23 protein-coding genes are annotated in these 24,622 nt (G+C 60.3%); 10 read left to right on the top strand and 13 right to left on the bottom strand.

What is annotated here, in order from left to right:
- Positions 1 to 13 precede the first annotated feature (13 nt).
- Genes IMCC20628_RS14565 through IMCC20628_RS14595 form a run of 7 tightly spaced genes read right to left on the bottom strand, consistent with a single transcriptional unit; the run spans position 14 to position 7,792 of the window.
- Positions 14 to 796, bottom strand: coding sequence for a carnitinyl-CoA dehydratase (locus IMCC20628_RS14565; protein ID WP_047030818.1), 783 nt, complete (start codon positions 794 to 796; stop codon positions 14 to 16).
- Entirely contained in the window at positions 793 to 2,853 is a 2,061-nt protein-coding gene (locus IMCC20628_RS14570) for an acetate--CoA ligase family protein (RefSeq protein WP_047030819.1), read from the bottom strand. The genes IMCC20628_RS14565 and IMCC20628_RS14570 overlap by 4 nt, the downstream gene beginning before the upstream one ends.
- An 8-nt stretch (positions 2,854 to 2,861) precedes the next feature.
- Positions 2,862 to 4,025: an acyl-CoA dehydrogenase family protein gene (locus IMCC20628_RS14575; RefSeq protein WP_047030820.1), complete on the bottom strand. Its 1,164-nt coding sequence runs from the start codon at positions 4,023 to 4,025 to the stop codon at positions 2,862 to 2,864.
- Positions 4,026 to 4,029: 4 nt separating this feature from the next.
- The gene (locus tag IMCC20628_RS14580) at positions 4,030 to 4,791 is read right to left on the bottom strand and encodes an SDR family oxidoreductase (protein WP_197078306.1); all 762 of its coding nucleotides are present in this window, start codon (positions 4,789 to 4,791) and stop codon (positions 4,030 to 4,032) included.
- Between the two features lie 12 nt (positions 4,792 to 4,803).
- A complete protein-coding gene (locus IMCC20628_RS14585; RefSeq protein ID WP_047030822.1) occupies positions 4,804 to 6,237 on the bottom strand; it encodes a carnitine 3-dehydrogenase in 1,434 nt (477 codons plus the stop codon).
- Positions 6,234 to 6,854, bottom strand: coding sequence for an inositol oxygenase family protein (locus tag IMCC20628_RS14590; protein WP_047030823.1), 621 nt, complete (start codon positions 6,852 to 6,854; stop codon positions 6,234 to 6,236). The genes IMCC20628_RS14585 and IMCC20628_RS14590 overlap by 4 nt, the downstream gene beginning before the upstream one ends.
- 20 nt (positions 6,855 to 6,874) lie before the next feature.
- A complete protein-coding gene (locus IMCC20628_RS14595) occupies positions 6,875 to 7,792 on the bottom strand; it encodes a 3-keto-5-aminohexanoate cleavage protein (RefSeq protein ID WP_047030824.1) in 918 nt (305 codons plus the stop codon).
- Between the two features lie 77 nt (positions 7,793 to 7,869).
- On the opposite strand from IMCC20628_RS14595, the gene IMCC20628_RS14600 reads away from it, so the two are divergent.
- On the top strand, positions 7,870 to 8,859 hold the full coding sequence (locus tag IMCC20628_RS14600) for a GlxA family transcriptional regulator (protein WP_047030825.1): 990 nt from the start codon (positions 7,870 to 7,872) through the stop codon (positions 8,857 to 8,859).
- A gap of 26 nt (positions 8,860 to 8,885) precedes the next feature.
- On the opposite strand, the gene IMCC20628_RS14605 is transcribed toward IMCC20628_RS14600, so the two are convergent.
- The 4 genes from IMCC20628_RS14605 to IMCC20628_RS14620 form a co-directional block, all read right to left on the bottom strand.
- Complete coding sequence (locus IMCC20628_RS14605; protein ID WP_047030826.1) at positions 8,886 to 9,668, bottom strand: ABC transporter permease; 783 nt, start codon at positions 9,666 to 9,668, stop codon at positions 8,886 to 8,888.
- Positions 9,668 to 10,399: an ABC transporter permease gene (locus IMCC20628_RS14610; protein WP_047030827.1), complete on the bottom strand. Its 732-nt coding sequence runs from the start codon at positions 10,397 to 10,399 to the stop codon at positions 9,668 to 9,670. Before IMCC20628_RS14610 ends, IMCC20628_RS14605 begins: the two co-directional genes overlap by 1 nt.
- 74 nt (positions 10,400 to 10,473) lie before the next feature.
- Entirely contained in the window at positions 10,474 to 11,244 is a 771-nt protein-coding gene (locus tag IMCC20628_RS14615; RefSeq protein ID WP_047030828.1) for a transporter substrate-binding domain-containing protein, read from the bottom strand.
- 61 nt (positions 11,245 to 11,305) lie between these two features.
- Positions 11,306 to 12,112 (bottom strand): ATP-binding cassette domain-containing protein, encoded by an 807-nt coding sequence (locus tag IMCC20628_RS14620; RefSeq protein ID WP_047030829.1) that lies wholly within the window; start codon positions 12,110 to 12,112, stop codon positions 11,306 to 11,308.
- A gap of 113 nt (positions 12,113 to 12,225) precedes the next feature.
- On the opposite strand from IMCC20628_RS14620, the gene IMCC20628_RS14625 reads away from it, so the two are divergent.
- From IMCC20628_RS14625 to IMCC20628_RS14640, 4 genes are read left to right on the top strand one after another with little or no spacing between them, the layout of a single operon-like run.
- Complete coding sequence (locus IMCC20628_RS14625) at positions 12,226 to 13,095, top strand: arginine deiminase family protein (RefSeq protein ID WP_047030830.1); 870 nt, start codon at positions 12,226 to 12,228, stop codon at positions 13,093 to 13,095.
- Positions 13,092 to 13,721: a TetR family transcriptional regulator C-terminal domain-containing protein gene (locus tag IMCC20628_RS14630; RefSeq protein ID WP_047030831.1), complete on the top strand. Its 630-nt coding sequence runs from the start codon at positions 13,092 to 13,094 to the stop codon at positions 13,719 to 13,721. The genes IMCC20628_RS14625 and IMCC20628_RS14630 overlap by 4 nt, the downstream gene beginning before the upstream one ends.
- Before the next feature lie 4 nt (positions 13,722 to 13,725).
- Positions 13,726 to 14,889, top strand: coding sequence for a pyridoxal phosphate-dependent aminotransferase (locus IMCC20628_RS14635; RefSeq protein ID WP_047030832.1), 1,164 nt, complete (start codon positions 13,726 to 13,728; stop codon positions 14,887 to 14,889).
- Entirely contained in the window at positions 14,889 to 16,481 is a 1,593-nt protein-coding gene (locus tag IMCC20628_RS14640) for a 5-guanidino-2-oxopentanoate decarboxylase (RefSeq protein WP_047030833.1), read from the top strand. The genes IMCC20628_RS14635 and IMCC20628_RS14640 overlap by 1 nt, the downstream gene beginning before the upstream one ends.
- A gap of 22 nt (positions 16,482 to 16,503) precedes the next feature.
- Here the strand turns inward: IMCC20628_RS14640 and argE are convergent, their stop codons facing one another.
- Complete coding sequence (gene argE / locus IMCC20628_RS14645) at positions 16,504 to 17,667, bottom strand: acetylornithine deacetylase (RefSeq protein ID WP_047032604.1); 1,164 nt, start codon at positions 17,665 to 17,667, stop codon at positions 16,504 to 16,506.
- 258 nt (positions 17,668 to 17,925) lie between these two features.
- On the opposite strand from argE, the gene IMCC20628_RS14650 reads away from it, so the two are divergent.
- The 5 genes from IMCC20628_RS14650 (at position 17,926) to IMCC20628_RS14670 (ending at position 23,724) form a co-directional block, all read left to right on the top strand.
- Entirely contained in the window at positions 17,926 to 18,945 is a 1,020-nt protein-coding gene (locus IMCC20628_RS14650) for an ABC transporter ATP-binding protein (protein ID WP_047030834.1), read from the top strand.
- Positions 18,938 to 19,993 carry a dipeptide ABC transporter ATP-binding protein gene (locus tag IMCC20628_RS14655; protein ID WP_047030835.1) on the top strand — a complete coding sequence of 352 codons (1,056 nt, stop codon included), beginning with the start codon at positions 18,938 to 18,940 and terminating at the stop codon, positions 19,991 to 19,993. The genes IMCC20628_RS14650 and IMCC20628_RS14655 overlap by 8 nt, the downstream gene beginning before the upstream one ends.
- A gap of 21 nt (positions 19,994 to 20,014) precedes the next feature.
- A complete protein-coding gene (locus IMCC20628_RS14660) occupies positions 20,015 to 21,715 on the top strand; it encodes a peptide ABC transporter substrate-binding protein (protein ID WP_047030836.1) in 1,701 nt (566 codons plus the stop codon).
- 88 nt (positions 21,716 to 21,803) lie between these two features.
- Positions 21,804 to 22,811, top strand: coding sequence for an ABC transporter permease (locus IMCC20628_RS14665; protein ID WP_047030837.1), 1,008 nt, complete (start codon positions 21,804 to 21,806; stop codon positions 22,809 to 22,811).
- A complete protein-coding gene (locus tag IMCC20628_RS14670; protein ID WP_047030838.1) occupies positions 22,804 to 23,724 on the top strand; it encodes an ABC transporter permease in 921 nt (306 codons plus the stop codon). Before IMCC20628_RS14665 ends, IMCC20628_RS14670 begins: the two co-directional genes overlap by 8 nt.
- Positions 23,725 to 23,738: 14 nt before the next feature.
- Here IMCC20628_RS14670 and IMCC20628_RS14675 read toward each other — a convergent pair whose 3' ends face one another.
- On the bottom strand, positions 23,739 to 24,620 hold the full coding sequence (locus IMCC20628_RS14675) for a transglutaminase family protein (RefSeq protein WP_047032605.1): 882 nt from the start codon (positions 24,618 to 24,620) through the stop codon (positions 23,739 to 23,741).
- Between the last annotated feature and the right edge of the window lie 2 nt (positions 24,621 to 24,622).

Consider the following 24,622-nt stretch of genomic DNA (forward strand, 5'->3'; position numbering starts at 1 on the left):
CGGACGTTCACTGCTATTTACCCGTCCAGACCGGATCGCGCTTTTCGGCGAAGGCCCTGGACCCTTCGAGATTGTCCTCGGAACCATAGAGCGTATCAACGGTTTGCAATTGCCGCTTGGTCACCTTGTTCATGGTGTCCTGGAATTTCTCGCCTTCGGCCTCGCGTACCACTTCCTTGATCGCGGCAAAGACCAGCGGCGGGCCGGACGCGAGAAGCTCGGCCATTTCCCAAGCCTTGGCCATCAGCTCATCGGCCTTATGGATCTGGTTGACGAAGCCCCAGCGGTGGGCCTCTTGCGCATCAATCCAGCGGCCGGTGAACAGCATTTCCATGGCGATGTGATAGGGAATGCGCTTGGGCAGCTTGATCGAGGCCGCATCGGCGACGGTGCCGGAACGAATTTCGGGCAGGGCGAAGCTAGCATGTTCAACAGCAAGAATAATGTCGCAGGACAGCGCGATTTCCAGCCCGCCGCCACAGCAAATGCCGTTGACGGCACAAATCACCGGCTTGTTGAGATGCGGCAATTCCTGAAGCCCGCCAAAGCCGCCAACGCCGTAATCGCCATCGACCGCGTCGCCATCGGCTGCAGCCTTCAGGTCCCAGCCGGGGCAGAAGAATTTCTCGCCGGCACCGGTGAGGATGGCGACGCGCAGATCCGGGTTGTCACGGAAATCGCGAAACACTTCGCCCATGATACGGCTGGTTTCCAAATCGACCGCATTGGCCTTTGGCCGGTCAAGCGTGACTTCGAGTACGTGGCCAACAATACGGGTCTTGATTGGTCCGGTCATGGTCGGGATCCTTCCTCATTCAGGCAAATCAGCGCGTCGACGGCTATGGCGTCAGACGCGCGGGCGATCAATGGATTGACTTCCAGCTCAATGAGCCGGTCGGCGTGAGCTTCAGCATAGTTGCCTACAGCCATCACCGCATCGACCAGCGACTCGATGTCTGCGGCCGGTTTGCCGCGATAGCCTTCAAGCAGCCGGCCGACCTTCAGGCTTCTGAATGCGGCCTCGATTTCGGTCCGGCTTGCGGGCAAGAGCAGGCTGGCCGTATCCCCCAGCAGCTCGGTCAAAACACCCCCGGCACCAAGGGTCAACAAAAACATGCCTGTCGGATCCCGGGTGATGCCGATCAACAGTTCGGCAAGCTGACCTGCCACCATTTCCTCGACCAGAAAGCCATGAGCTGTGCCGCTCATGCGCTCAGCCGCAGCAACGAGATCCTGCTGATTTGGAATATTGAGCACCACCAGCCCGGCTTCGCTCTTGTGCGCCGCGCCCGTTCCCTTCAGCACGACAGGAAATTCCAGCGCGGCGGAAGCTTCGGCCAACTCATCGATTGTCGCGGCGGTTCGGCTCTGCGGACACTTTAAGCCAAATCCGGACAGAGCGTCTTTCGAGGCAGCCTCGCTGAGGGTGACCGGCGTTTGGGCATATGTTGATGCCAGTTGCACACCCGGAGCTTCACCACCTCTGGTCCGGCCTGCGGCAATGGCTGAGTTGATGGCGGCGATTCCCTCGCTCATGCCATGGAGGACGGCGACTCCTCCCTCCATGAAACTGCGGGTGAAGCTGTCCGACATATTTTCAGGCAGGCTGGCCAGTACCGCAACGCGCGCGCCGGTGTCGGCCTTTGCTGCAACAATGGCGTCGACTGCGCATTGATAACCCGACGGGTCGCAGCGGTCGGCACGCGGAAGGTCCAGAATGAAGACAATGAGGTCAAATGTTTCGGCCATGACCATCGAGAACATCCGGGTCATGCGAGGCGTGTCACCCCAGATGAAGGTGTGATAATCGAGCGGATTGGCGATGGTGACGATGGGTCCAAGCTCGGCTTTCAACGCGGCGCGTTGAGCTGGCGCGAAATCGACAAACTCCAGATTGGTCCCGCTGCTCAGATCCGCCATCAGGCTTGCTTCGCCACCGGAGCAACTGACCGAACAGATTGCGGACCCCGGCAACGGCCCGACCATATGCAGCAGCTTGAGCGTTTCGAGGAAGACGGCGATGGTCTCGACCTCGATGATCCCGAGGCGTTTCAGCAATGCCGAGCCAGCTGCAGCATTGCCGGCCAGCGAAGCGGTGTGGGTCATTGTTGCGGCCCGTGCCTTGTCGGACCGGCCGATCTTGATGGCGACCACCGGTTTACCCTTAGTGCGCGCCTTGGCAGCGAAGGCTTCCAGTGCACGGATATCACCAAAGCCTTCGAGATAAAGCCCAATGGCGGTAACCCGATCATCATCAAGCAGCGCTTCGGCTATGGCGCTGGCGCCGACCTGCGCCTGATTGCCGGCGGCAATCACATAGGCAATCGGCAGACCGCGGGCCTGCATGGTCATGTTGATGGCGATGTTGGAGGACTGGGCGACGATGGCAATGCCGCTTTCCACGTCAATGCCGCCATGCTGGTCCGGCCATAGCGTGACATTGTCTAGATAGTTGAGAAGCCCGTAGCAATTGGGCCCGAGGATCGGCATATCACCTGCGGCCTCGACAAGCCGCGCCTGCAAATCGGCGCCGCCAGCCGTTTCACTTTCACTTTCGAGAAAGCCTGAGGCAAAGCAGGTCGCGCCGCCGGCCCCCATGGCGCTGAGCTTTTCGACCACCTCGATTGTCGCGTCCCGGTTGACGCCGATGAAGCTCGCATCAGGCACGCCTGGAAGATCGTCAATGGAGGCGATGCAGGGCACGCCGAGGATGTCGCTACGTTTCGGATTGACCGGCCAGATGTCGCCATCAAAGCCGGACTTCTTCAGCTGAGCGACCACATTGACGGCCCAGCCGCCACCAAACAGCGCGATGGATCTAGGCCTTAGAAGGCGGGAAAGGTCAGGTTTCATGGACGGGATCACGCGCCAAACGGACGTAGCAGCGAGCGCGAGATGATATGGCGCTGGATCTCGGATGTGCCTTCCCAGATGCGTTCGATGCGGGCGTCGCGCCAGATGCGCTCGAGCGGCAGCTCATCCATCAGACCCATGCCGCCATGGATCTGGATCGCCTCGTCGGCGACCATGGCCAGCATCTCGGTGGCCTTGAGCTTGGCCATGGCCATGTCGGCGTCGGACACCGTGCCCTGGTCGAATTTCCAGCCAGCTTCCATGATCATCAGCTCGGCGGCCTTCATTTCCATCGCCATGTCGGCGAGCTTGAAGGAGACGCCCTGGAACTTGCCAATCGGCTGGCCGAACTGTTCACGGGTGGCGGCCCATTCGACCGAGTGCTGGAAGGCGCGGTCGGCACGGCCGAGACAGGTGGCGCCGACTTGCAGCCTTGTGGCGCCGAGCCAGGTGTTGGCAACTTCAAAGCCCTTGTGAACTTCGCCCAGCACATTTTCGGCGGGGATGCGGCAATTGTCGAATTCGAGGATGGCGTTGGTATAGCCGCGATGGGAGACATTGCGGTAGCCGTCGCGCACCGCATAGCCGGGCGTGTCCTTGTCGACGAAGAACGCGGTGATCAGTTTTTTCGGTCCGCGCGGTGTATCCTCTTCACCGGTCGCCATGAAGCAGATCGAAAAATCGGCAATATCGGCGTGGGAAATGAAATGCTTGGTGCCGTTGAGCACCCAGTCGGATCCATCCAGCTTGGCGCTGGCCTTCATGCCGCGCAGGTCGGAGCCCGCGCCGGGCTCGGTCATGGCCAGGCAATCCCATTTTTCGCCAGCGACGCAAGGTTCGAGATAGCGGGCGCGCTGATCAGGCGTTCCGGCGCACAGGATATTTGAGGGGCGCGCGATACAGGTCCAGTGCAACGCATAATTGGCGCGGCCAAGTTCCTTCTCGTACAAGAGCCATGTCGGTGTATCGAGACCGGCGCCGCCGAACTCTTCGGGAATGTTGGCAGCGTAGAGCCCCGCGGCAATCGCCTTCTGCTGGATCTCGCGCACCAGATCCATATCGAGATGGCCGGTGCGCTCGACCTGGGCTTCGTGCGGATAGAGTTCATTCTCGACGAAAGCCCGTGTGGTCTCGACGATCATCTCCTGTTCCTGGGTCAGTCCGAAATCCATTTTTTTACACCTTTGGGTCGGGGTTTTCAGTATGGCCATCAACGGCAATCACCTGGCCAGAGACCAGCCGGGCACCGTCGGACGCCAGAAAAACGGCCATGTTGGCAATGTCTTCAGCCGAGACGAAGGAGCGCATTGAAACGCCCGCCTCGTAACCTGCCCGGATGGCTTCGGGCGTGGTTCCCTTGGCCTTGGCCTCGCGCGCGATGACGCCGTCGATCCGCGGACCTTCAACACAGCCCGGCGCGATCGCATTGGCACGGATGCCGTAGGGGCCGAGCTCCATGGCGAGTGTCTTCATCAGTCCGATCTCCGCCCATTTTGCAGAGGCATAAGGTGAGCGGTTGGGAAAGCCGTTGATGCCCGCATTCGAGGAGGTGATCAGGATAACGCCCGATTTCTGTGCCTTCATCATCGGAGCCGCATATTTGGCGGCCAGAAATGCACCTTCCAGATTGACGGCGATGCAGCGGCGAAAATCCTCAATCTGCACGTCCTCGACCAGAGCCGTGGGCCCGGCAATGCCTGCATTGGCGCAGACCACGTCAACGCTACCCCACTCGCTGGCGATACGACCGAAGACCGCCTGCACATGCTCAGGAGCGCTGGCGTCACCGGTCATCTTCAGCCAACTGCCGGGGCACTGAGCCAACGCGGCCTCGTCCATATCGGTGACAAAGACCCGGGCACCATCGGCTGCAAAGGCCTGAGCCATGGCCTTGCCAATGCCCGATCCGCCGCCGGTGATGAGAACCCGCTTGCTCATATCGTGTCCCATTCAGTTGCGCATGCTGGCGGGCTTGGGCAGTTTCGACTGGGCTTCGCCGAGTGCCGTGATCTTAGCCAGTACCGCACCTTCCGGTTCGCAGGAGCGACGGGTTTCGAGCGAGACATGGAGCAGCAGCTGATTGCAGGTCGAAAGCAGTTCCCCGTTAGCGGTCCGGATCATCTCGTGGTAGAGCCGCAGCTTCTTGCCGCGGGCTTCGAGCACCTGGGTGCGGACGTGGATCACATCGCCAAGATGGGTCTCGTTGAGGTAGCCGATTTCATTGGAGACGGTGAAATAGGACAGACCGCCATCGATATAAGCCTGATCTGCGCCAACCATCTGCATCACCACATCGCCGGCATCAGAAAACACCTGGCCGTAGCGGCTTTCGTTCATGTGGCCATTGTAATCCATCCAGTCGACCGGGATGACCCGCTCAAGCGTCGTCAACGGGTGATCAATGTCGGTCGGCAGCGGCGGCTTGTTGCGCGCATCCTGAATATTGAGCAGCTCTCCCGAGCCCCAATTGCGCCCCTTCAAAGCCCGCATTATGGCAACCAGATTGTCGTCGCGGATGCGCTCGAGTTCGCGGATCGAATGCATGCCTGACTGGGCGTCCGACTGATCGGCGATCATGTTGGTCAGTTCTTCAGTGAGTTCCGGCACATCCATCAGCTTGGTCCAGGGCCAGGAGAGGCACGGGCCGAACTGGGCTATGAAGTGGCGCATGCCCGCCTCACCGCCGGCGATGCGGTAGGTCTCGAACAGGCCCATCTGAGCCCAGCGCATACCGAAGCCATAGCGGATGACGTCGTCGATTTCCTCGGTGGTGGCAACGCCATCCTTGATCAGCCACAGCGCCTCGCGCCAGACGGCTTCGAGAAAGCGGTCGGCAATGTGGGCGTCAATTTCCTTGCGCACGATCAGCGGCTTCATGCCGATGTCTTCGAGCACGACTTTTGCGCGCTCGACAGTTTCCTGAACCCCGACAAGCTCGATCACCGGCAGCAGATAGACCGGGTTGAACGGATGGGCGACGAAGATCTGCTCCGGCCTTGCCGCACCCTGTTGCAGTTCAGATGGCTTGAAGCCCGACGTGGACGAACCGATCAGCGCGTCCTGGCCACAATGGGTCTGGATTTCAGCAAAAATGGTGTGCTTGATGTCGAGGCGCTCGGGCGCGCTTTCCTGGATCCAGTCGGCGTCTGCAACCGCTTCTGCGATAGAGGCGGCAAAGCTGAGCTTGCCCGCCTTCGGCACGCTGACATCGGAAAGAGCCGGCAGTGACCGTCTTGCATTGGCAAGCACTTCACCAACCTTGCGTTCGGCTTCCGGATCGGGATCGGAGACGACAACGTCCCAACCGTTGAGAAGGAACCGGGCAGCCCAGCCGCCGCCAATGACGCCGCCGCCAATGATGGCAGCTTTCAATTTTTTGCTCATGCGTTTCGCTCTCTGGCAATGGTTATGTCTGTCAGGGCAACCCGTTCGCCGGCACGGATCACTAAGGGATCGTAGGCTTTGCGGGCGAAGACCTGTTCGACCATGTCGCGGAAGAATTCGATGCCTTCATGCGGGTAATCGGGGTCAAAACTGTTCTGATCCCAGCGTTCGCAGAATGCGGCGCAATCATCGTAATAGGCATGCCCCTTGTAGGCATCGCGCGAATGCGGATTGCCGCCAACATGTTGGGCATAATAGAGTTTTTGAAAATCGCCGTGCTTCTCCACCACCCAGGCGCATTGCTCGCGCACAAAGGGCTTGAGGATGGCGGCGGCATATTCATCGTGATTGTAGGGCGCGTAGATATCGCCGATATCATGCAGAAGCGCGGACACAACCCAATCCACATCGGCGCCATCGCGCCAGGCACGAGTGGCGGCCTGCAACAAATGGCCGAGCCGAGTGACCTGGTAGCCCGACAGGCTCTTGTCGAGATCGACCATGGCTGCCAGAAGCCGCTCGGCGGTTTTGGCGGCATAGTCGATTTCGTGCCCGGTGAGGAATTCATAATCCTCCCGGTCGCCATCCTTCATTGCTGTGAACTTGACCTTTTCCATGGCACCCTCCCCTAGGCGTTTCAATTGGCGGTCGGCGCGCGCTTGGTCAGGTTGAGACGCTCACGCACTTCCTGCGGACCGATGACCCGCGCGCCCATATTTTCGACGATTGACGCGGCGCGCTCGACCAGCTGTGCGTTGGTGGCGAGTTGGCCCTTACCGAGCCAGAGATTGTCTTCAAGACCAACGCGAACATTACCGCCGGCCAGTACTGAGGCTGCGACATAGGCCATCTGGTTGCGGCCAAGCGCGAAGGCCGACCAGTTCCAGTCGTCAGGTACGTTGTTGACCATCGCCATGAAGGTGTTGAGGTCATCGGGTGCGCCCCACGGCACGCCCATGCAAAGCTGCACCAGCGCATCCGGCGCAAGCACGCCTTCCTTGACCAGTTCCTTGGCGAACCAGAGATGGCCGGTGTCGAATGCCTCGACTTCCGGTTTGACACCGAGTTCGGTCATCATGGCGCCCATGGCTCGCAGCATGCCGGGTGTGTTGGTCATGACGTAATCAGCCTCGGCGAAATTCATCGTGCCGCAATCAAGCGTGCACATCTCAGGCAAGCATTCCAGAATGTGTTTCATGCGCTCGGATGCACCGGCCATGTCGGTGCCGACCGGATTGAGCGGCAATGGCCTTTCGGTCGGTCCGAACACCATGTCGCCGCCCATTCCGGCGGTGAGGTTCAAGACGACATCGACTTCCGCTTCGCGGATGCGTTCGGTGACTTCGCGGTAGAGCGCCACATCGCGGCGCGGGCTGCCGGTCTCGGGATCGCGCACATGGCAATGCACAATCGCGGCTCCGGCCTTGGCCGCGTCAATGGCGGACTCGGCAATCTGCTTGGGCGAACGCGGCACGTGCGGGCTTCGATCCTGAGTGGCGCCGGATCCGGTGACGGCGCAGGTGATGAAAACCTCGCGATTCATGGTCAATGGCATGCGGTCACTCCTCTTCTTGATGGTCGCACAATGATGACTGGCTTGCAGCCACATGCATTCCAATTTACGAAGACAACATGACACAAAGCGAACTCACGCAGGAATATTCAGACTCCAAGCCACCCATGAGCGTCAATTTTCTGGTTGTTCCGGGGTGTTCATTGCTGACACTGGCAAGCACTGTCGAGCCCCTGAGGGCCGCCAACAGGCAGGCTGGCAGTACGGTTTTCGACTGGCGATTTGTTTCCGTGGACGGGACCTCACCGATCACATCCTCCGGTATCGCCTGGCCCGTCTCAGGCAAGCATGACCCTTCATCCCGGTGTGATGTGCTGGCGATCATCGCAGGTTTTGGCGCACCGCAGATGACCGACCGCAAGTTGATTGCGCATATCTACCGGGCAGCAAGAAATGCACGTCTCGTCATCGGCATTGAATCGGGAGCCTGGCTGCTGGCGCGCGCGGGACTGCTGGATGAACACCGTGCAGCAACCCATTGGGAAGATTTCGAGGAATTCGCCGCAGCATTCCCGAATGTTGACCTTCGTCCGGATCGCTACGTTATCGACCGGCGTTTCGTGACAACATCAGGCGCATCACCGACGTTAGACATGATGGTGGATCTGGTCGGGCGTGAACTCGGCCATCCGGCAGCGCTGGAAGTGGCAACCAGCTTCGTTCATGACTATTTGCGCGCGGCAGGTGACGCGCAGGTCAACGCGACCCTGGGTGATGCGCGGCATGATCCGCGTCTGGTGCGTTCGATCCGGATCATGGAAACCCATGTCGACGCACCAGTCAGCATCGCCGCGATCGCCAAGCGGGTGTCGATGTCGGCGCGCGGGCTGGAACAATTGTTTTCCCGGCAGATGGGCCAGACACCGGGTGCCTATTTCCTGTCGCTGAGGCTGGCGGCGGCGCGGCGGCTGGTCAGTGACACACGGTTGAGCATGACCGATATCGCATCGCGGACGGGATTCTCCTCGGAATCTGCATTTTCACGCGCGTTCAGCCGGCAGTTCGACCTGTCGCCGAGTGCAAGCCGGAAACGGCCGGCCTCCGCTTAGAGCCAATCATCTTGAACTGGACACAGTCAACTGCCCTTGACCGGCACCTTGGCTTCGAGCCAGCGGAAGGCCAGCACCAGAACACCGGTCAGGATCATGTAGATCAGCGCCAGCAGCAACAGCGGCTCATAGGTCAGATAGGTGTCCTGGCGCACGCGCGAGATGATGGCATAGACATCGACCACAGTGATGGTGGCGACCAGCGGCGTGGCCTTGAGCTGCAGCACGGTTTCACCGGCCAGCGTCGGCAAAGCCCGGTGAATGGCGCGCGGCAGCCAGATGCGCCGGAACGCCGTGAATGGCGACATGCCGTAAGCCCGTGCGGCCTCGAGTTCGCCCTTGGGAACCCCCGCGAAAGCCCCGCGCATTACCTCGCCCTCGTATCCGGCAAACGACATCGTCAGCGCCAACACACCATAGGGCCAGGCCGAGCGCAGATAGGGCCAGGCCCAGGACTGGCGGATTTCCGGCCAGTAGGCAAACAGCGAACCTAGGCCGTAATAGAGAAGCCACAATTGCAAGAGCAAGGGCGTGCCGCGGATCACGGTGCAGAAGGCACGGGCAGGGCCGGAGAGCCAGACAGGGCCTGCCGCCTGGGCGAGCCCGAGCGGCACAGCCAGCAAAAAGCCCAGCACACTGGTCAGAAACAACAGCCAGAGCGTGGTGCCGACGCCGGTGAGCAGCTTGCCGGAATAGCGCGGCAGCCAGTCCCAGCGCATGTTGATCGCAGCAAACAGGATGATCCCAATGGCGATCGCCAGCAGCACCAGGCGGTGCGGTTCATTCCAGCGTCGTGTCTCGGATTGCATCAGCGCACCGCCGGTATGCCGCGGCGGGCATGGCGTTCAATCCGGCGGATGGCGACATTGGAAAGCAGTGTCACCATCAGATAGAGCAAGCCGGCAGCAAAGAAGAATGTGAAATAGTGCTTGGTCGTGCCACCGGCCTGACGCGTGACCAGCGTCAGCTCCGCAACACCGACGACAGCCAGCAGAGCAGTATCCTTGGTAGCGATCAACCAGAGATTGGAAAGACCGGGCACGGCGTGCGGCAACATGCCGGGAAGCGTGATGCGCCGCAGAACCTGCAGCGACGACATGCCATAGGCACGCGCCGCCTCGATCTGTCCGTGCGGCACCGCCTTGAAAGCGCCGCGCAGAACTTCAGTCTGATAGGCGCCCTGAACCACGCCGATGACGAAGATACCGGCAGCCAGACCGCTGATGTCCATGCGCTCGGCGCCGATCAGCACCAGGGACTGGTTAAGGGCATCGGTTCCGGCATAATAGAGCAGCAGAATGAGAACCAGTTCCGGCACAGCGCGGACCAGCGTGGTGTAGACATCCAGCACATCGCGCAGGATGGGGCCGCCATAGAGCTTGCCGGTGGCGCCGCCGATGCCGATCAGGAACCCCAGAATATAGCCGCCTACGGCGACCTGAAGCGAGATCGCCAGACCTTTGAGCAGCACGCCGCCCCAGCCCGGCGGGTTCAGCGCCAGAAGCTCCCAGGCGGAAAGGCCTGTTATCCAGTCAAACATTTGAAACGGCCTCACTGGCCCGGCGAGTTAAACCCGCCGGGCCAGCAGCAGCGCAGTGCGCCTGTTCAGGCATATTACTTGCCGTAGATGTCGAAGTCGAAATAGGCCTTCGAGAATTCCGCATAGGTTCCGTTATCAAGAATGGCCGCGATCGCCGTGTTGAACTTTTCGCGCAGCTCATCGTCGCCCTGGCGCAGGCCAATGCCAACGCCGGCACCGAGAATGGCCGGATCGTCTTCAACAGCGCCGACGATTTCGCAGCAGTCGTCGGATTTGACGAAGGCATCAAGCGCCAGCGAATCCGCCATGACGGCGTCAACGCGACCGGCAGCTAGATCCTGGTTGGCTTCGTCCTGGGTCTGGTATTCCTTGATCTCGGCAGCCACATCACCAAAATGGGTGGTCATGTAGTCCTGGTGGATGGTGGACACCTGAACACCGAGGATCTTGCCCTTGAGGCCAGCGGCGTCCGGGGTGATGCCCGAGCCCTTCGAGGTCGCGATCACGGCCGGAGTGTTGTAATATTTGTCGGAGAAAGCGATCGACTTCATGCGCTCTTCGGTGATCGACATCGAGCCGACAATGGCGTCGATCTTGTTGGACATCAGCGCAGGAATGATGCCATCCCAGGCCACCGGGGTGACCACGCAATCAAGCTTGGCCTCGGCGCAGACGGCGTTCATGAATTCAATTTCCCAACCGGCCCAGTTGCCGGAAGCATCCGGCTCGGTGAATGGCGGGTAAGGTTCGGCAGCAACGCCAACGCGCAGCGCTTCAGCGGATGCTGCACTGGCCGCAAATGTCAGGCCGAGAGCGGCGATGGCTGTGATGATCTTGGTCTTCATGGTTTCTCCCCTTTTATGGAATTCGGGTTATCATATTCGGGCTTTGCCCATTCGCCCCGGACTATTGAACAGTCGCGAGGAATTTTTGCAGGCGCTCCGATTCCGGCGCGCTGTAGACGATATCCGGTGAACCTTCTTCTTCGATCACACCGTCGGCCAGGAACACCACGTGGTTGGCGACCTCCCGGGCGAAATTCATCTCGTGAGTGACCAGCAGCATGGTGCGGCCTTCGCGCGCCAGATCGGCGATAACGGCCAGCACTTCGCCGACCAGTTCCGGATCAAGTGCAGAGGTCGGTTCGTCAAACAGCATGACTTCCGGTTCGACCGCAAGGGCCCTGGCGATGGCAGCGCGCTGTTGCTGACCGCCAGACAGGAATGCCGGGTAGACATCGCGCTTGTCGGACAGGCCGACGCGCTCCAGCAGAACCTCGGCGCGGGCGATTGCCTCATCGCGCGGCACGCCCATGACCTGCACAGGCGCTTCGATAATATTGCCCAGAACCGTCATGTGCTGCCACAGATTGAAGCTCTGAAACACCATGGCAAGGCGGGTGCGGATGCGGCGCAGCTGGCCGGCATTGGCGGGTTTAAGGCCGCCGCGCCCATCGGGCTGCATCTCGATGGTTTCGCCCTTGATGCTTATGGCGCCCTGGGTCGGCAGTTCCAGCATGTTGATGCAGCGAAGCAGGGTCGACTTGCCGGACCCGGATCCACCGATGATGGCCACCACATCGCCGGTTCGGGCCGTCAACGACACGCCCTTGAGAACTTCAAGCTCGCCAAATGTCTTGTGCAGATCAGCGACCTGCACAGCTGGCGGTGAATTGTCGGTGCCGGTCCCTGCAGCGATTTGTGGACTGCTCATACGTTCCCTTTTGTTGCTCCGTCTGTTGCGAAGTTGGCCGATGGTGGCCCTTGCGCACTAATTAATCAAGTGTATAATTTCATAAAATGCACTTCATCCGAACGGACCCCCACATGACATACGGATCTCAATCGATGGCCGCCCCGCTGAAGCGGGTTGCAATGCGCAAACCCGGCAAGAGCCTGCTTTCGGCCAAGGCAGTGGATTGGCACTATGGCCCCGGCTTTGATGGAGCACGCGCCATTGAACAGTTTGACGTCTTTGCCGATCTTGTTGCCTCCTGCGGCACCGAGATCATCTGGATTGAAGACAATGGTGACGGCCTTGCCGACGCGATGTTTACGCATGACCCGTCGCTGGTTTCCGATCATGGGGCGATCATCCTGCGCATGGGCAAGCCCGGACGCATGGCTGAGCCGGACTTGCATGCAGCCGCCTATGAAGCTGCTGGAATTCCGATCCTGGGCCGGATCGAGGCTCCGGGTGCGGTTGAAGGTGGCGATTGTGTCTGGGTCGACACAACAACGCTGGCTGTCGGTCGCGGTGTGCGTACCAATCAGGCCGGTATTGAACAATTGGCGGCAATACTTGCCCCGCACGGCGTCTCAGTGCTGGGCTTCGACCTTCCACTTGGCAATGGCGCCGACGCCTGCCTGCATCTGATGTCGGTTGTCTCACCGCTTGATGAGCGACTGGCGTTGGTCTACGCGCCGATGCTTCCTGTCGCCTTCTGGCAATTGCTCAAGGATCGCGGCTACACCTTGCTTGAAGCCCCGGCGGATGAGTTTGCCGCATCCAACGGCCTCAACCTCAATGTTCTGCCGCTGACGCCGGGCGACGTGCTGATGGTCGACGGGTTTCCCAAAACCCGCGCACTGATGGAAAACGCCAAGTGCCGCGTCCGCGTGTTCAACGCCGATGCGCTGTGCATCCCCTGCGAAGGCGGCCCTACTTGCCTCACCCGACCGGTTTGGCGGGAATGACGCGGCGGACGTTTCATCATCAACCCGAAGCGGTGCGGCAAAACGATCTGATTGCCGCAACGCTCGACAGCATCGCCGAATTGGGGCTGGCGGGCGCAACCGTGCGGGAAGTTGCCGCGCGCGCCGGCGTCACACCGGGCTTGATCCGTCGCTATTTCGTCAACAAGGAGCGGCTGGTCGCGGCGGCCTACCGGACCTTCATATCGGATCTGACAGCGGCGGCTGCAACCGGCTGCGGCGACGGGTCGGCACATTCACGGCTCGCCGGGCTGATCCGCGCCAGCGTCACCGCGCCTGTGGCCGACGGTCGAACACTGTCGATCTGGGCTGCCTTCATCGGCACGGTGAATTCTGATCCGGTGATGGCCGAAGCGCACCGCGAAGGCTACCGGAGGTTCCGTGATCTCATCGAACAACTGGTTGGCGAAGTCATGGCCGAGCGCGGATCGCTGGCCTCCGCAGAAGATATCCGCAGACAGGGGATCGTGCTCAACGCGTTGCTCGACGGTCTCTGGATTGAAATATCCATGGGCGGCGATGACTTCGCGCGCCTCGACGTGGTCCGGATCGCGCTCGATTCAGTGGCAATACTGCTGGGGATCGACCCGGCAGAATTCAGGGAATAATAAAATGCAATATGCCGCAATCACAGATCGTCTGGCTCACACCGGCGGCGCCAAATGGGCCATTCACCAGCGCTGCCGGGAGATGAAGGCCGAAGGCGCCGACATCATCGAGCTGACCATCGGCGAGCCCGATTTGCCGCCGGATCCGCGCCTCTTCGAAGTCTGTCATCAGTCGATGCTTGCCGGGCGCACCGGCTATTCGAGCGGCCGCGGCGAGCCGAAACTGCTCGAGGCGATTGCGGCCCGCTATGCAAAGCGACGTGCTGACGTGGACGTCAACAATGTGCTGTGTTTTCCCGGCACCCAGACAGCGCTGTTTGCGACCATGATGGCCCTGACCGGTCCGGGTGACGGTGTGCTGGTCGGCGATCCGTTCTACGCCACCTATGAAGGCGTCATCGTTGCCAGCGGCGCGCATCGGCAATCGGTGCCGCTGAGACCGGAGAACGGGTTCCGGATGACCGCTGAAGATCTTGAAGCCTCGATTACGCCCCACTCCCGCGTGCTGCTGTTGAATTCGCCGCACAATCCGACCGGCGCCGTGCTTGAGGCTGGCGAATTGGCCAAGATTGGCGCAGTCTGTCAAAAGCATGACATCTGGATAATTGCTGACGAGGTGTATGAAGAGTTGGTATTTGACGGCGTTTTCGCCTCGCCATTCGATAATCCCGATCTTGCTGACCTTGTCATCGCAGTCTCGTCGATCTCCAAGTCGCATGCCGCACCGGGCTTTCGAAGCGGATGGGCTGTCGGCCCGCACGAGTTTTGCGAAAAACTGTTGCCGCTTTCGGAAACCATGCTGTTTGGCAATCAGCCCTTCATCGCCGACATGACAGCGTTTGCGCTGACCTCCGATATGCAGACATCAGCGCTGATGCGGGACTCCTACAAACGGCGCTCTGGCGTTTTTGCCGACCGGCTTGAAAAGGTTGACGGCATTGTGCCGTTCCGCCCGCAGGCAGGCATGTTCATCGTGCTGGATGTGTCCGGCACCGGCCTTGATGGCGAAACATTTGCCTGGCGCCTGCTCGAGGCCGGCGTTGCGGTGATGCCGGGATCCTCCTTCGGCGACAGCGGCGGCAAGCTGGTACGGCTCAGCCTGACCGTGCCGGACGTGGCGGTTGAAGAAGCCTCCCGGCGCATCGCGCGCTTTGTGGGGACAATCTGATGCACGACCGCCCTATGACTGTTGGCGAAGCGCTTGTCGTGATGCTGGAACAGGCCGGTGTCGACACCGTCTTCGGCATTCCCGGTGTTCACACCATCGAACTTTATCGCGGACTGGCCGACAGTGCGATCCGCCACATAACGCCGCGCCATGAACAGGGCGCCGGCTTCATGGCGGATGGCTATGCGCGGGTCACCGGACGTCCCGGCGTGTGCATTGTCATCACCGGCCCGGGCCTGACCAACACACTTACGGCCATGGCGCAGGCGCGGGCCGACAGCATTCCGATGCTGGTGATCTCCGGGGTCAATGCGACTGCGACACTGGGCAATGGGCGCGGTCATCTGCATGAACTCCCCGACCAGTCCGGACTTGTCAGCACCGTGGCGCTGCGGTCCTTCACGCTCACCGATCCGGCACAGCTGTCCGATGTGCTCGCGCAGGCTTTTGCCGTCATGACCAGCGGCCGCCCCGGCCCTGTACATATCGAGATTCCCACCGACATCATGAAGCTGCCTGCCGGAAAGCAGACCTTCACAATGCCGTTAAACCCTCGCCCGAACCCGTCGGCGGCTGATCTGGCGACGGCCCAGCGTATGTGCGCTGATGCAAAAATGCCGGTGATCCTGATTGGTGGCGGCGCTGTTGCTCACGCCTCGGCTGTCCGGAACTTCGCCCAGGCGCTTGATGCCCCGGTGATCAGCACCACCAATTCCCGAGGCATCATGGCGGGCCACGATCTCGATCTGCCCGCTAGCCCAAGCCTGGCCTGCGTCCGGGATTTGCTGATGACAGCTGATCTTGTACTGGCTCTGGGAACCGAATTGGGGCCGACCGATTGCGACATGTATGAGGATGGCGGCTTCACGCTGCCCAAAAACCTGATCCGGGTCGATATCGACAGCGCTCAACTGGCGCGCGGACCATTGCCGGCCTTGCCGGTCACAGCTGACCTCGGCTCATTCCTTGACAACATGCTCTCGAACAGGGATGCGTGGGCACGAAAATCAACCGGTGACGGGGCAAAGCGCAGCAAGGCTGTGCGTGAACTCGCCTTGGCCGAGATCGGCGAGACGTATGGCAGCCATATCGATCTTTGCCACGAAATCTGGCGTGCCATGCCCGACGCCACACTGGTCGGAGATTCAACCCAACTGATCTATGCCGGCAACATGTATGTTGAAGCGCCGCGGGAAACCGCCTGGTTCAATTCCGCCACCGGCTTTGGCACATTGGGTTACGCTGCACCAGCCGCGATTGGAGCTGCGCTCGGCCAACCCGGCCGCCCAGCTGTCGCACTTCTGGGCGATGGCGGGTTTCAGTTCACCCTGGCCGAACTCGGCAGCGCGCGCGATTGCAACGCCGATGTCGCGTTCCTGGTCTGGAACAATTCCGGTTACATGGAAATCGAGACATCAATGGTGTCGGCCAGCATAGCGCCGATCGGCGTCACCCCATCGGCACCGGATTTCTCAATCGTGGCCAGTGCCTACGGACTACCGTCTCGACGAGTTGCAAGTCAGGACGAGCTGATCGCGGCACTCAAGGAACTTCCGCGACCCTGTCTGATCGAGTATCTCGCACCTCGTTGAGCTAAAGCGGGTACGGCCCGCTTCAGGCACACAGCGTATCGAGAAGCCTGTCCATGAACGCTTCGCCGGCGGCAAGCTGTTCGAGCGACAAGAACTCGTCGGGCTGATGCGCCTGGGCGATGTCGCCGGGGCCGCAGATCACGGTGGAATAACCGCGGGTCTGGAACTGGCTGCCTTCGGTACCGTAGCTGACCACGTGCCGGCCGTTGTCGCCGGTCAAGCGCCGCGCCAGCGTTTCGGCTGGGCCATCTGTCTCGGGCGTCAGCGCCGGGAGGCCAAATCCGCGCGTCAGATCAATTCCGGTATCGGGATGGATTTTCTGCATCTCGGCTGTCAGCTCGGCTGCCTTGGCTTCGAAGAGGCTTGCCCATTCCTCGGGGCTTTCCCCGGGGACAAAGCGGAATTCGATGAAGAAGTGGCAATCCTTGGCGGTGATGTTGTGCGCGGTGCCGCCTTCAATGGTGCCGACATGCAGCGTGGTGAAAGGCGGCTCGAACGGCGCGGCAAGTTCAGACGGTGTGCGCGCTACATTTTCGGCATTGCGCTGGTTGGCCCACTCGATCAGTTTTGCCGCCTGCATAATGGCGCTGACGCCATAGGGCAAAAGCGACGAATGGACCTCGAAGCCGCGGACATGGACCCGGTAGCCAAGCCCGCCCTTGTGGCCGGTGACCACCCGCATCATCGTCGGTTCACCGACAATGACTTCGCGGGCGCGCGGCAGAGCGCCGAGCATGGTTTCAACCAGATCAACGACAGCGACACAGCCGACTTCTTCATCAAATGACAGCGCCAATTGCAAAGGCCGCATGAGCGGGCGTGTCGAGGCGCGCGCCATGGCGAGCAGCGCCAGCGCATCAAAGCCCTTCATGTCGCAGGACCCGCGCCCGAACAATTTTCCATCCCGCTCGGTCAGTGCCCAGGGATCGGTTGACCAGTTCTGGCCCTCGACCGGAACCACATCGGTGTGACCTGACAAAATGACGCCGCCGTCGATATTCGGACCGGTCTGGGCATAGAGATGCGCCTTCGTGCCGCAGGGGCTGGGGATCCGCTCCGAGGCAATTCCGAAGCTCTCGAGATAGGATTCTACCCACTCGACAAGCGGCAGATTGGTGTCCCGGCTTACCGTAGGGAAGGAAACCAGCTTTGCCAGAATGTCTCGAGAATTAGAATATTTTTCCATCATTTTACCCAAACCAATGTTGTGATTTTCGAGTTACAGCCGATTTCCACATCTTTGTTCGCTCTGAGGAGCCTTGTCCATAGCCGGTTCTGCGGGAAATCTCCTGTCGAATGACGCGGCGTTTGAACACTTATCACTCAATTTCAAAAACCCCACTGGTCAACCACGGGAAAATTGGTCAATAGTAAGGGCAACCGGCAATCGAAAGATCAGACCGGCAACAAAAAATAACGGGAAAACATTCCCGAGGGGTACAGTATGCCAGACACGGCTTTGCCAATTCTGGATGTTAAAGGGCTTAATACGGTTTTCCGTACCCGCGGCGGTGAAGTGCACGCGGTGAACTCAGTCGACTTCCATCTACATCCCGACGAATTGCTCGGCGTGGTGGGGGAAAGCGGTTCCGGAAAATCGGTGACCATGATGTCGCTGTTGCGGCTGTTGCCGTCTCCGCCTGCGGAGATGCGGAACGGTACGGTGATGTTCGATGGTCAGGACCTGCTCAAGATCAGCCCGGAGGAACTGCGACAGGTGCGCGGGTCCAAAATCGGCTTCATCTTTCAGGACCCTATGACATCTCTCAATCCGGTCTATACGATCGGCTTTCAACTGGCGGAGCCGTTGCGGGCGCATCTCGGTCTCTCAAAAGCCGAGGCACGAACGCGTTCGATTGAGCTTCTGCAACTGGTCGGCATTCCAGATCCCGAACGACGGCTGAAGGATTTTCCGCATCAGTTCTCAGGTGGCATGCGTCAGCGCGTGATGATCGCCATTGCACTGGCCTGCGATCCGAAGGTGCTGATCGCTGACGAGCCGACGACGGCGCTGGATGTCACCCTTCAGGCACAGATCATCGAGCTGGTGAAAGACCTGCGCCGGAAGCTCGGCATGGCGATTATCTGGATCACCCACGATCTTGGCGTCATTGCCGGAATCGCTGACAGGGTGATGGTGATGTATGCCGGCCAGGTGGTCGAAGAAGGTCCGGTCAACCAGATTTTCAAGGACCCGCAGCACCCCTACACGCAGGCTTTGCTGAAGACCGTGCCAGCCGTACGCGGCCCGCGCGCCGAGAAATTGCAGGTCATCGAGGGGCAACCGCCGATCATGTACGAGGCGCCGGTTGCTTGCTCGTTCCGCAACCGGTGCAAATATGCCTTCGACCGGTGTGCGGTGGAAAATCCGGCTCTTTATGCAACGGCAGCGCCGGGGCATCGCGCCGCCTGTTTCCTGCTGGACAAGGCGTCAACGCCAGAGCCGGAGGCCGTCAATGGCTGAAGTCACCCACACGGCTGACGCTGACCCTGCACGCCCGCTGGTCAAGGTCCGCGACCTGAAGATGTATTTCCCGATCCATTCGGGACTGTTCCGGACGCATGTCGGCGACATCAAGGCCGTCGATGGCATCAGTTTCGACATCATGCCCGGCGAGACACTTGGTCTGGTCGGCGAATCCGGCTGCGGCAAGTCCACGGTCGGACGCTCCATCCTGCGACTTTACGATGTCACCGCCGGCACCGTCGAAATCAACGGCTCAGAGATAGCCCATGTCGACCGCGACAGCCTGCGGTCAAAGCGGCCGATGATGCAGATGATCTTCCAGGATCCGCAGGCCAGCCTCAATCCGCGGATGACGGTCGCCAATATTATCGGCGAGCCGCTCGACGAGCACATGAAGCTGGCCTCGGATGAACGGCTTGCGCGGATCTATGAGCTGATGGACTGGGTCGGGCTCAACCATGCCTTTGCCAAACGCTATCCGCATGAATTTTCCGGCGGCCAGCGCCAGCGCATCGGCATTGCCCGGGCCCTGGCGCTCAATCCCAAATTCATCGTCTGTGACGAACCGATCGCTGCCCTTGACGTGTCGATCCAGGCGCAGGTGGTCAATCTGCTCGAAAACCTGCAGAAGCGGTTGAATCTGACCTATCTGTTCATCAGCCACGACCTGTCGATGGTGCGCCATATCGCCGACCGCGTGGCGGTGATGTATCTGGGACGGATCGTTGAAGTCGCATCGCGCGAACTGTTGTTTGCCGACCCGTTGCATCCCTACTCCCAGGCGCTGCTGTCGGCGGTTCCCGAACCCGATCCCGACTCCGAACGGAACCGGACCCCGATCGTGCTGCAGGGTGACGTGCCCTCGCCCGCCAACCCACCCAAGGGCTGCAATTTTTCTACCCGATGCCCCAAAGTCATGGATATCTGCCGGCAGATCGAGCCCAGCGTCTATGACTTCGGAGACGGAAGACAGGTGGCATGCCACCTGTATTCGGAGAGCATGACAAAGACCGGGGAACCAACCAACGGCAAAACAACGAACTAGAAGTTCAAAAAGGAGACAGCCATGAGACTTAAGACCATTCTGATGGGCGCCGTTGCCGCGATGGCGATTGCACCTATCGCCCATGCCGAACGCGGCACAGACGGCGACGTCAAGATCATTTACTGGCAGGCGCCCTCGATCCTCAACCCGTACCTCTCGGGCGGCACCAAGGACATTGAAGCTTCCTCGCTCATCGTCGAGCCGCTGGCACGCTTTGACGAAAAGGGAGCTCTGGTTCCCTATCTTGTCGACGAAATCCCGACCGTTGAAAACGGCGGTGTTTCCGCTGATCTGACATCGATTACCTGGAAGCTGAAGGAAGGCCTGTTGTGGTCTGACGGCACCCCAGTGACCTCGGCTGACGTCAAGTTCACAGCAGACTACTGCATGGCGCCAGACGGGGGCTGTGCCCAAAGCGCAAAATTCGACAATGTCGAAAGCATTGAAACACCCGACGACCTTACGGTCATCGTCAAGTTCGACTCGCCGAAGCCTGTTCCGTATGCTGCGTTTGTTGGTGGTCAGTCGCCAGTCATCCAGGCAGCACAGTTCAAGGATTGCCTTGGCGCGAAGGCCCAGGAATGCACCTCGGCCAATTTTGGCCCGATCGGCACCGGACCGTTTGTCGTCACCGACTTCAAGCCGAACGACGTCATCACCATGAAGGCCAATGAAAACTATCGCGACCCCGCCAAGCCGGCGTTTGCGACACTGACCTTCAAGGGCGGCGGCGACGCGGCTTCTGCCGGTCGCGCGGTTATGGAAACCGGCGAATTCGACTATGCGTGGAACCTGCAGCTGGCTCCCGAAGTCATTGCCCAGATGGCAGAAGGCGGCAAGGGCACGCCTGTTTCCGGTTTCGGTACGCTGGTCGAGCGCATTGAAATGAACATGACTGATCCATCGCCTGACTTGGCTGAAGGCGAGCGTTCAACTGCCAAGCATCCGCACCCGATCCTTTCCGATCTCAAGGTACGGCAGGCGCTTTCCATGGCCATCGACCGCACCCTGCTGGTTGAAATCGGTTACGGCCAGGCCGGACGTCCGACCTGCAACCTGGTGCCTGCACCGGAACTGTTTGCTTCGCCCAACACGGATTGCATTGCTCAGGATGTGGACGGTGCCAAGGCACTTCTGGATGAAGCCGGCTGGGCCGTTGGTGGTGATGGCGTCCGCGAAAAGGACGGAAAGAAGCTCAAGCTTCTGTTCCAGTCTTCAACCAATGCCGTGCGTCAGGACTTCCAGGCGCTGATCAAGCAGTGGTGGTCTGACGTCGGCGTCGAAACCGAACTCAAGAACATTGACGGTTCGGTGTTCTTCGGCGGCGATCCGGCTTCTCCCGACACCTTCCAGAAGTTTTATGCGGACGTGGAGATGTACGCCAACAACTTCGACGGCACCGATCCGGAGCAGTATCTTGGCCAGTACACCTGCGAGAAGGCTCCTAAGCCTGAATCACAGTGGCAGGGTGAGAACATCAACCGCTACTGCGATCCGGCTTATGACGAACTGGTCGCCGAGCTCGGCAAAACCGGCGAAATCTCCAAGCGCGCCGAAATCGCCAAGAAGCTCAACGAGATGATCACCAAGGAATCGATGACAATCGTACCGCTGGTCGATCGTGGCCGCGTTTCGGCGCATGCCAACAGCCTCGGCGGTGTTGTGCTCAACACCTGGGATTCCGAACTTTGGAATGTCGCGGACTGGTACCGCATCAAGTAATGCAGAAAACGGATGGTCCCGCTCCGGCGGGGCCATCCATGCTTGCTGCGATTTTTCCGCGCCATACTGCTGAACCGAGGCGTCGCCAATGCTGACATTCATATTCAGACGACTCATGTTGGCCGTACCGACGCTTGTGCTCATCAGTCTGATCATTTTCCTGCTGCTGGATCTGGCGCCTGGCGATCCGCTCGCCAACCAGCCGCTCAGTATCCCGCCGGATGTGCGCCAGAAGATGCGCGATGCACTCGGGCTCGATTCGCCTGCCTATATCCGTTACCTGCTCTGGGCCAAGCAGTTCTTCTGGGTCGAGCCACTGGTGTTCATCGACTGGGCGGTTGGAACGAGTTTCTCCGAAGGCATGCAGCGCATTGTCTCCTGGCAATTCCGCGCACCGGTCTTCGACATCATCATCCAGCGCTTGCCGCAGACGGCCTGGGTTGTCGGACTTGCCTATGTGGTCGGCGTGATGATCGCCCTGCCGATCGGCATCATTTCGGCCTACAAGCAATATTCCTGGTTCGATCAAATCGGCACCTTCGTGTCGATGATCGGATTTTCGGTGCCGCCATTCTTCTCGGGCGTGCTGATGATCGTGTTTTTCGCAATCATGCTGCCCTGGTTTCCATCGATTTACGACACCACGCTGGTGGTCAATGATTTCGAGAGCTTTGGCCAGCAGGTCAGGCAGATGACCCTGCCGGTCCTGGTGCTGGCCTTGCAGACAACGGCGCAGTTGTCGCGGTTCATGCGCGCCTCGATGCTCGACAATCTCAATCATGATTATGTCCGCACCGCGCGCGCCAAGGGCATGACCGAGAAAGTGGTGTTGCTGGTGCATGTGTTGCGCAACTCGATGATCCCGGTGGTCACCGTGATCGCGCTGGGCATTCCCTCGATTTTTGGCGGCGCCATCATTACCGAACAGATCTTCAAGGTGAATGGCCTGGGGCAATTGCTGATCACCGCCATCTACGCCAATGACCTGCCGATGGTGCAGACGCTTGCCTTCATCTTCGCTGTGCTGATCGTGCTGTGCAACCTGATCGCGGACGTTCTCTACGGCCTGCTTGATCCGAGGATCCGCTATGACTGATGCCCCGATTATAGCCCCGGCAGGGCCCGACACCTCCGGCCGCTCGCAGTGGTGGGATGTGTGGGATCAGTTCAAGACCCACAAAGGCGCGCTGTTTGGCGCCGCCATCTTTCTGTTCATCGTGCTGGCGGTGACCATCGGTCCGTTTATCTGGACGCTGGAGCCGACCTTCATTGACATCCGGGCCCGCAATTCCGGACCGATGATGGCTCACCCCTTTGGCACCGACCAGTTGGGCCGTGATATCCTGGCGCGGATGATGGCGGGCGGACAGGTGTCCATCGCCGTTGGCCTGACCGCCATGCTGATCAGTGTGCTGCTGGGTACGCTTGTCGGTGTGACCTCCGGATTTTTCCAGAGACTTGACGGTCTTCTGATGGGGTTGACCAACCTGTTTCTGGCGCTGCCGCTGTTGCCGCTGCTCTTGGTCATGGTGATGCTGTTTCGCGAGACGCTGGCGCGCAGTTTCGGGCCCGAGATGGGGACCTTCATCCTGATCGTTTCGGCCATCGGGGTGACCAGCTGGATGCAGACCGCGCGCATTGTGCGGGGCGAAGTTCTGGCGCTCAAGGAACGCGAATTCGTGCTGGCAGCCCGGTCTATCGGCACCCCGTCGCGGCGCATGATCCTGCGTCACATCCTGCCCAATGTGCTCTCCCCGATCATGGTCTCGGCAACGCTCGGGATCGCCACGGCGATCATCACCGAATCCGCGCTGTCGTTCCTCGGGCTCGGCTTCCCGCCGGATTTTCCGACCTGGGGCCGGTTGCTGTTTGATGCGATCGATTATCTGCAGCAGTATCCCGAGCGGGTGTTCTGGCCGGGACTGGCGATTTCGCTGACCGTGCTGAGCGTCAACTATATCGGTGATGGCCTGCGCGACGCGCTCGATCCGCGCATCCGCGGACGCTGAACGGCCTGTCAGACCTATTCGCTGACCGGAGCCACGTCGACTGACTGATTGCTGGTCTGCCCGCCAGCCGTGCGCATGGCGCCGCGCACCGGGGCGACGTCGGCATAATCGCGACCATAGCCGACCACGATATGATCGGTTCCGGCAAATGTTGCATTGGTCGGATCATATTCGACCCAGCCGACGCCGGGACCGCACCAGGCCGACACCCAGGCATGCATGGCATCTGCACCTTCAAGCCGTTCCTGTCCGGGCGGCGGCAAGGTTCTCAAATAGCCGCTGACATAGCCCGAGGGAATGCCAAGGCTCCTGAGCGCGATGATCATGATATGGGTGAAATCCTGACAGACACCATGCCGATTGGCAAAGGCTTCCGCCGCCGGCGTATCCACCGTGGTGGCGTCTGCGTCAAAGCGCATTTCCCGGTGCAGCGCCAAACCCAGCCCGGCGACGATGTCTGCGCAAGGCTCGCCAGTGCGAAGATGATGTCGGGCCCATTTGGCAATCGCTGCATCCGGCCTGGCATAGGAGGACGCAGCCAGAAAATGCAACGGTGAGCGGGGTCCGAGATCGGTCTCGGCTTCAATCGCCCTGGCGAGGCTGGGCAGATCAACCGAAGCCGCACGGGGTTCGGCGCCACTGGTGACCTCAACCCGGGCTCTGAGCGCCATCACGATGTTGCTGTGCGGTTCGTTGAACGCCATTTCGGTCAAGCGGTTGCCGAAAAAATCTTCACGCTCGGCAAGCATTGCCGGTTGCGGGTCTACATCCACACTGCCGGCAATCAGCCGCTGACGGCCTTCGATCACCATCGGCATGGCCCGCAGGATCTGACGGGCGCCGGCGGCAGGCGCCTGAAAATCATAGTCGATGGTCAGTCTGATATCGTAGAGCATCG

Source organism: Hoeflea sp. IMCC20628, from assembly GCF_001011155.1.
In the GTDB taxonomy this organism is placed as follows: domain Bacteria; phylum Pseudomonadota; class Alphaproteobacteria; order Rhizobiales; family Rhizobiaceae; genus Hoeflea.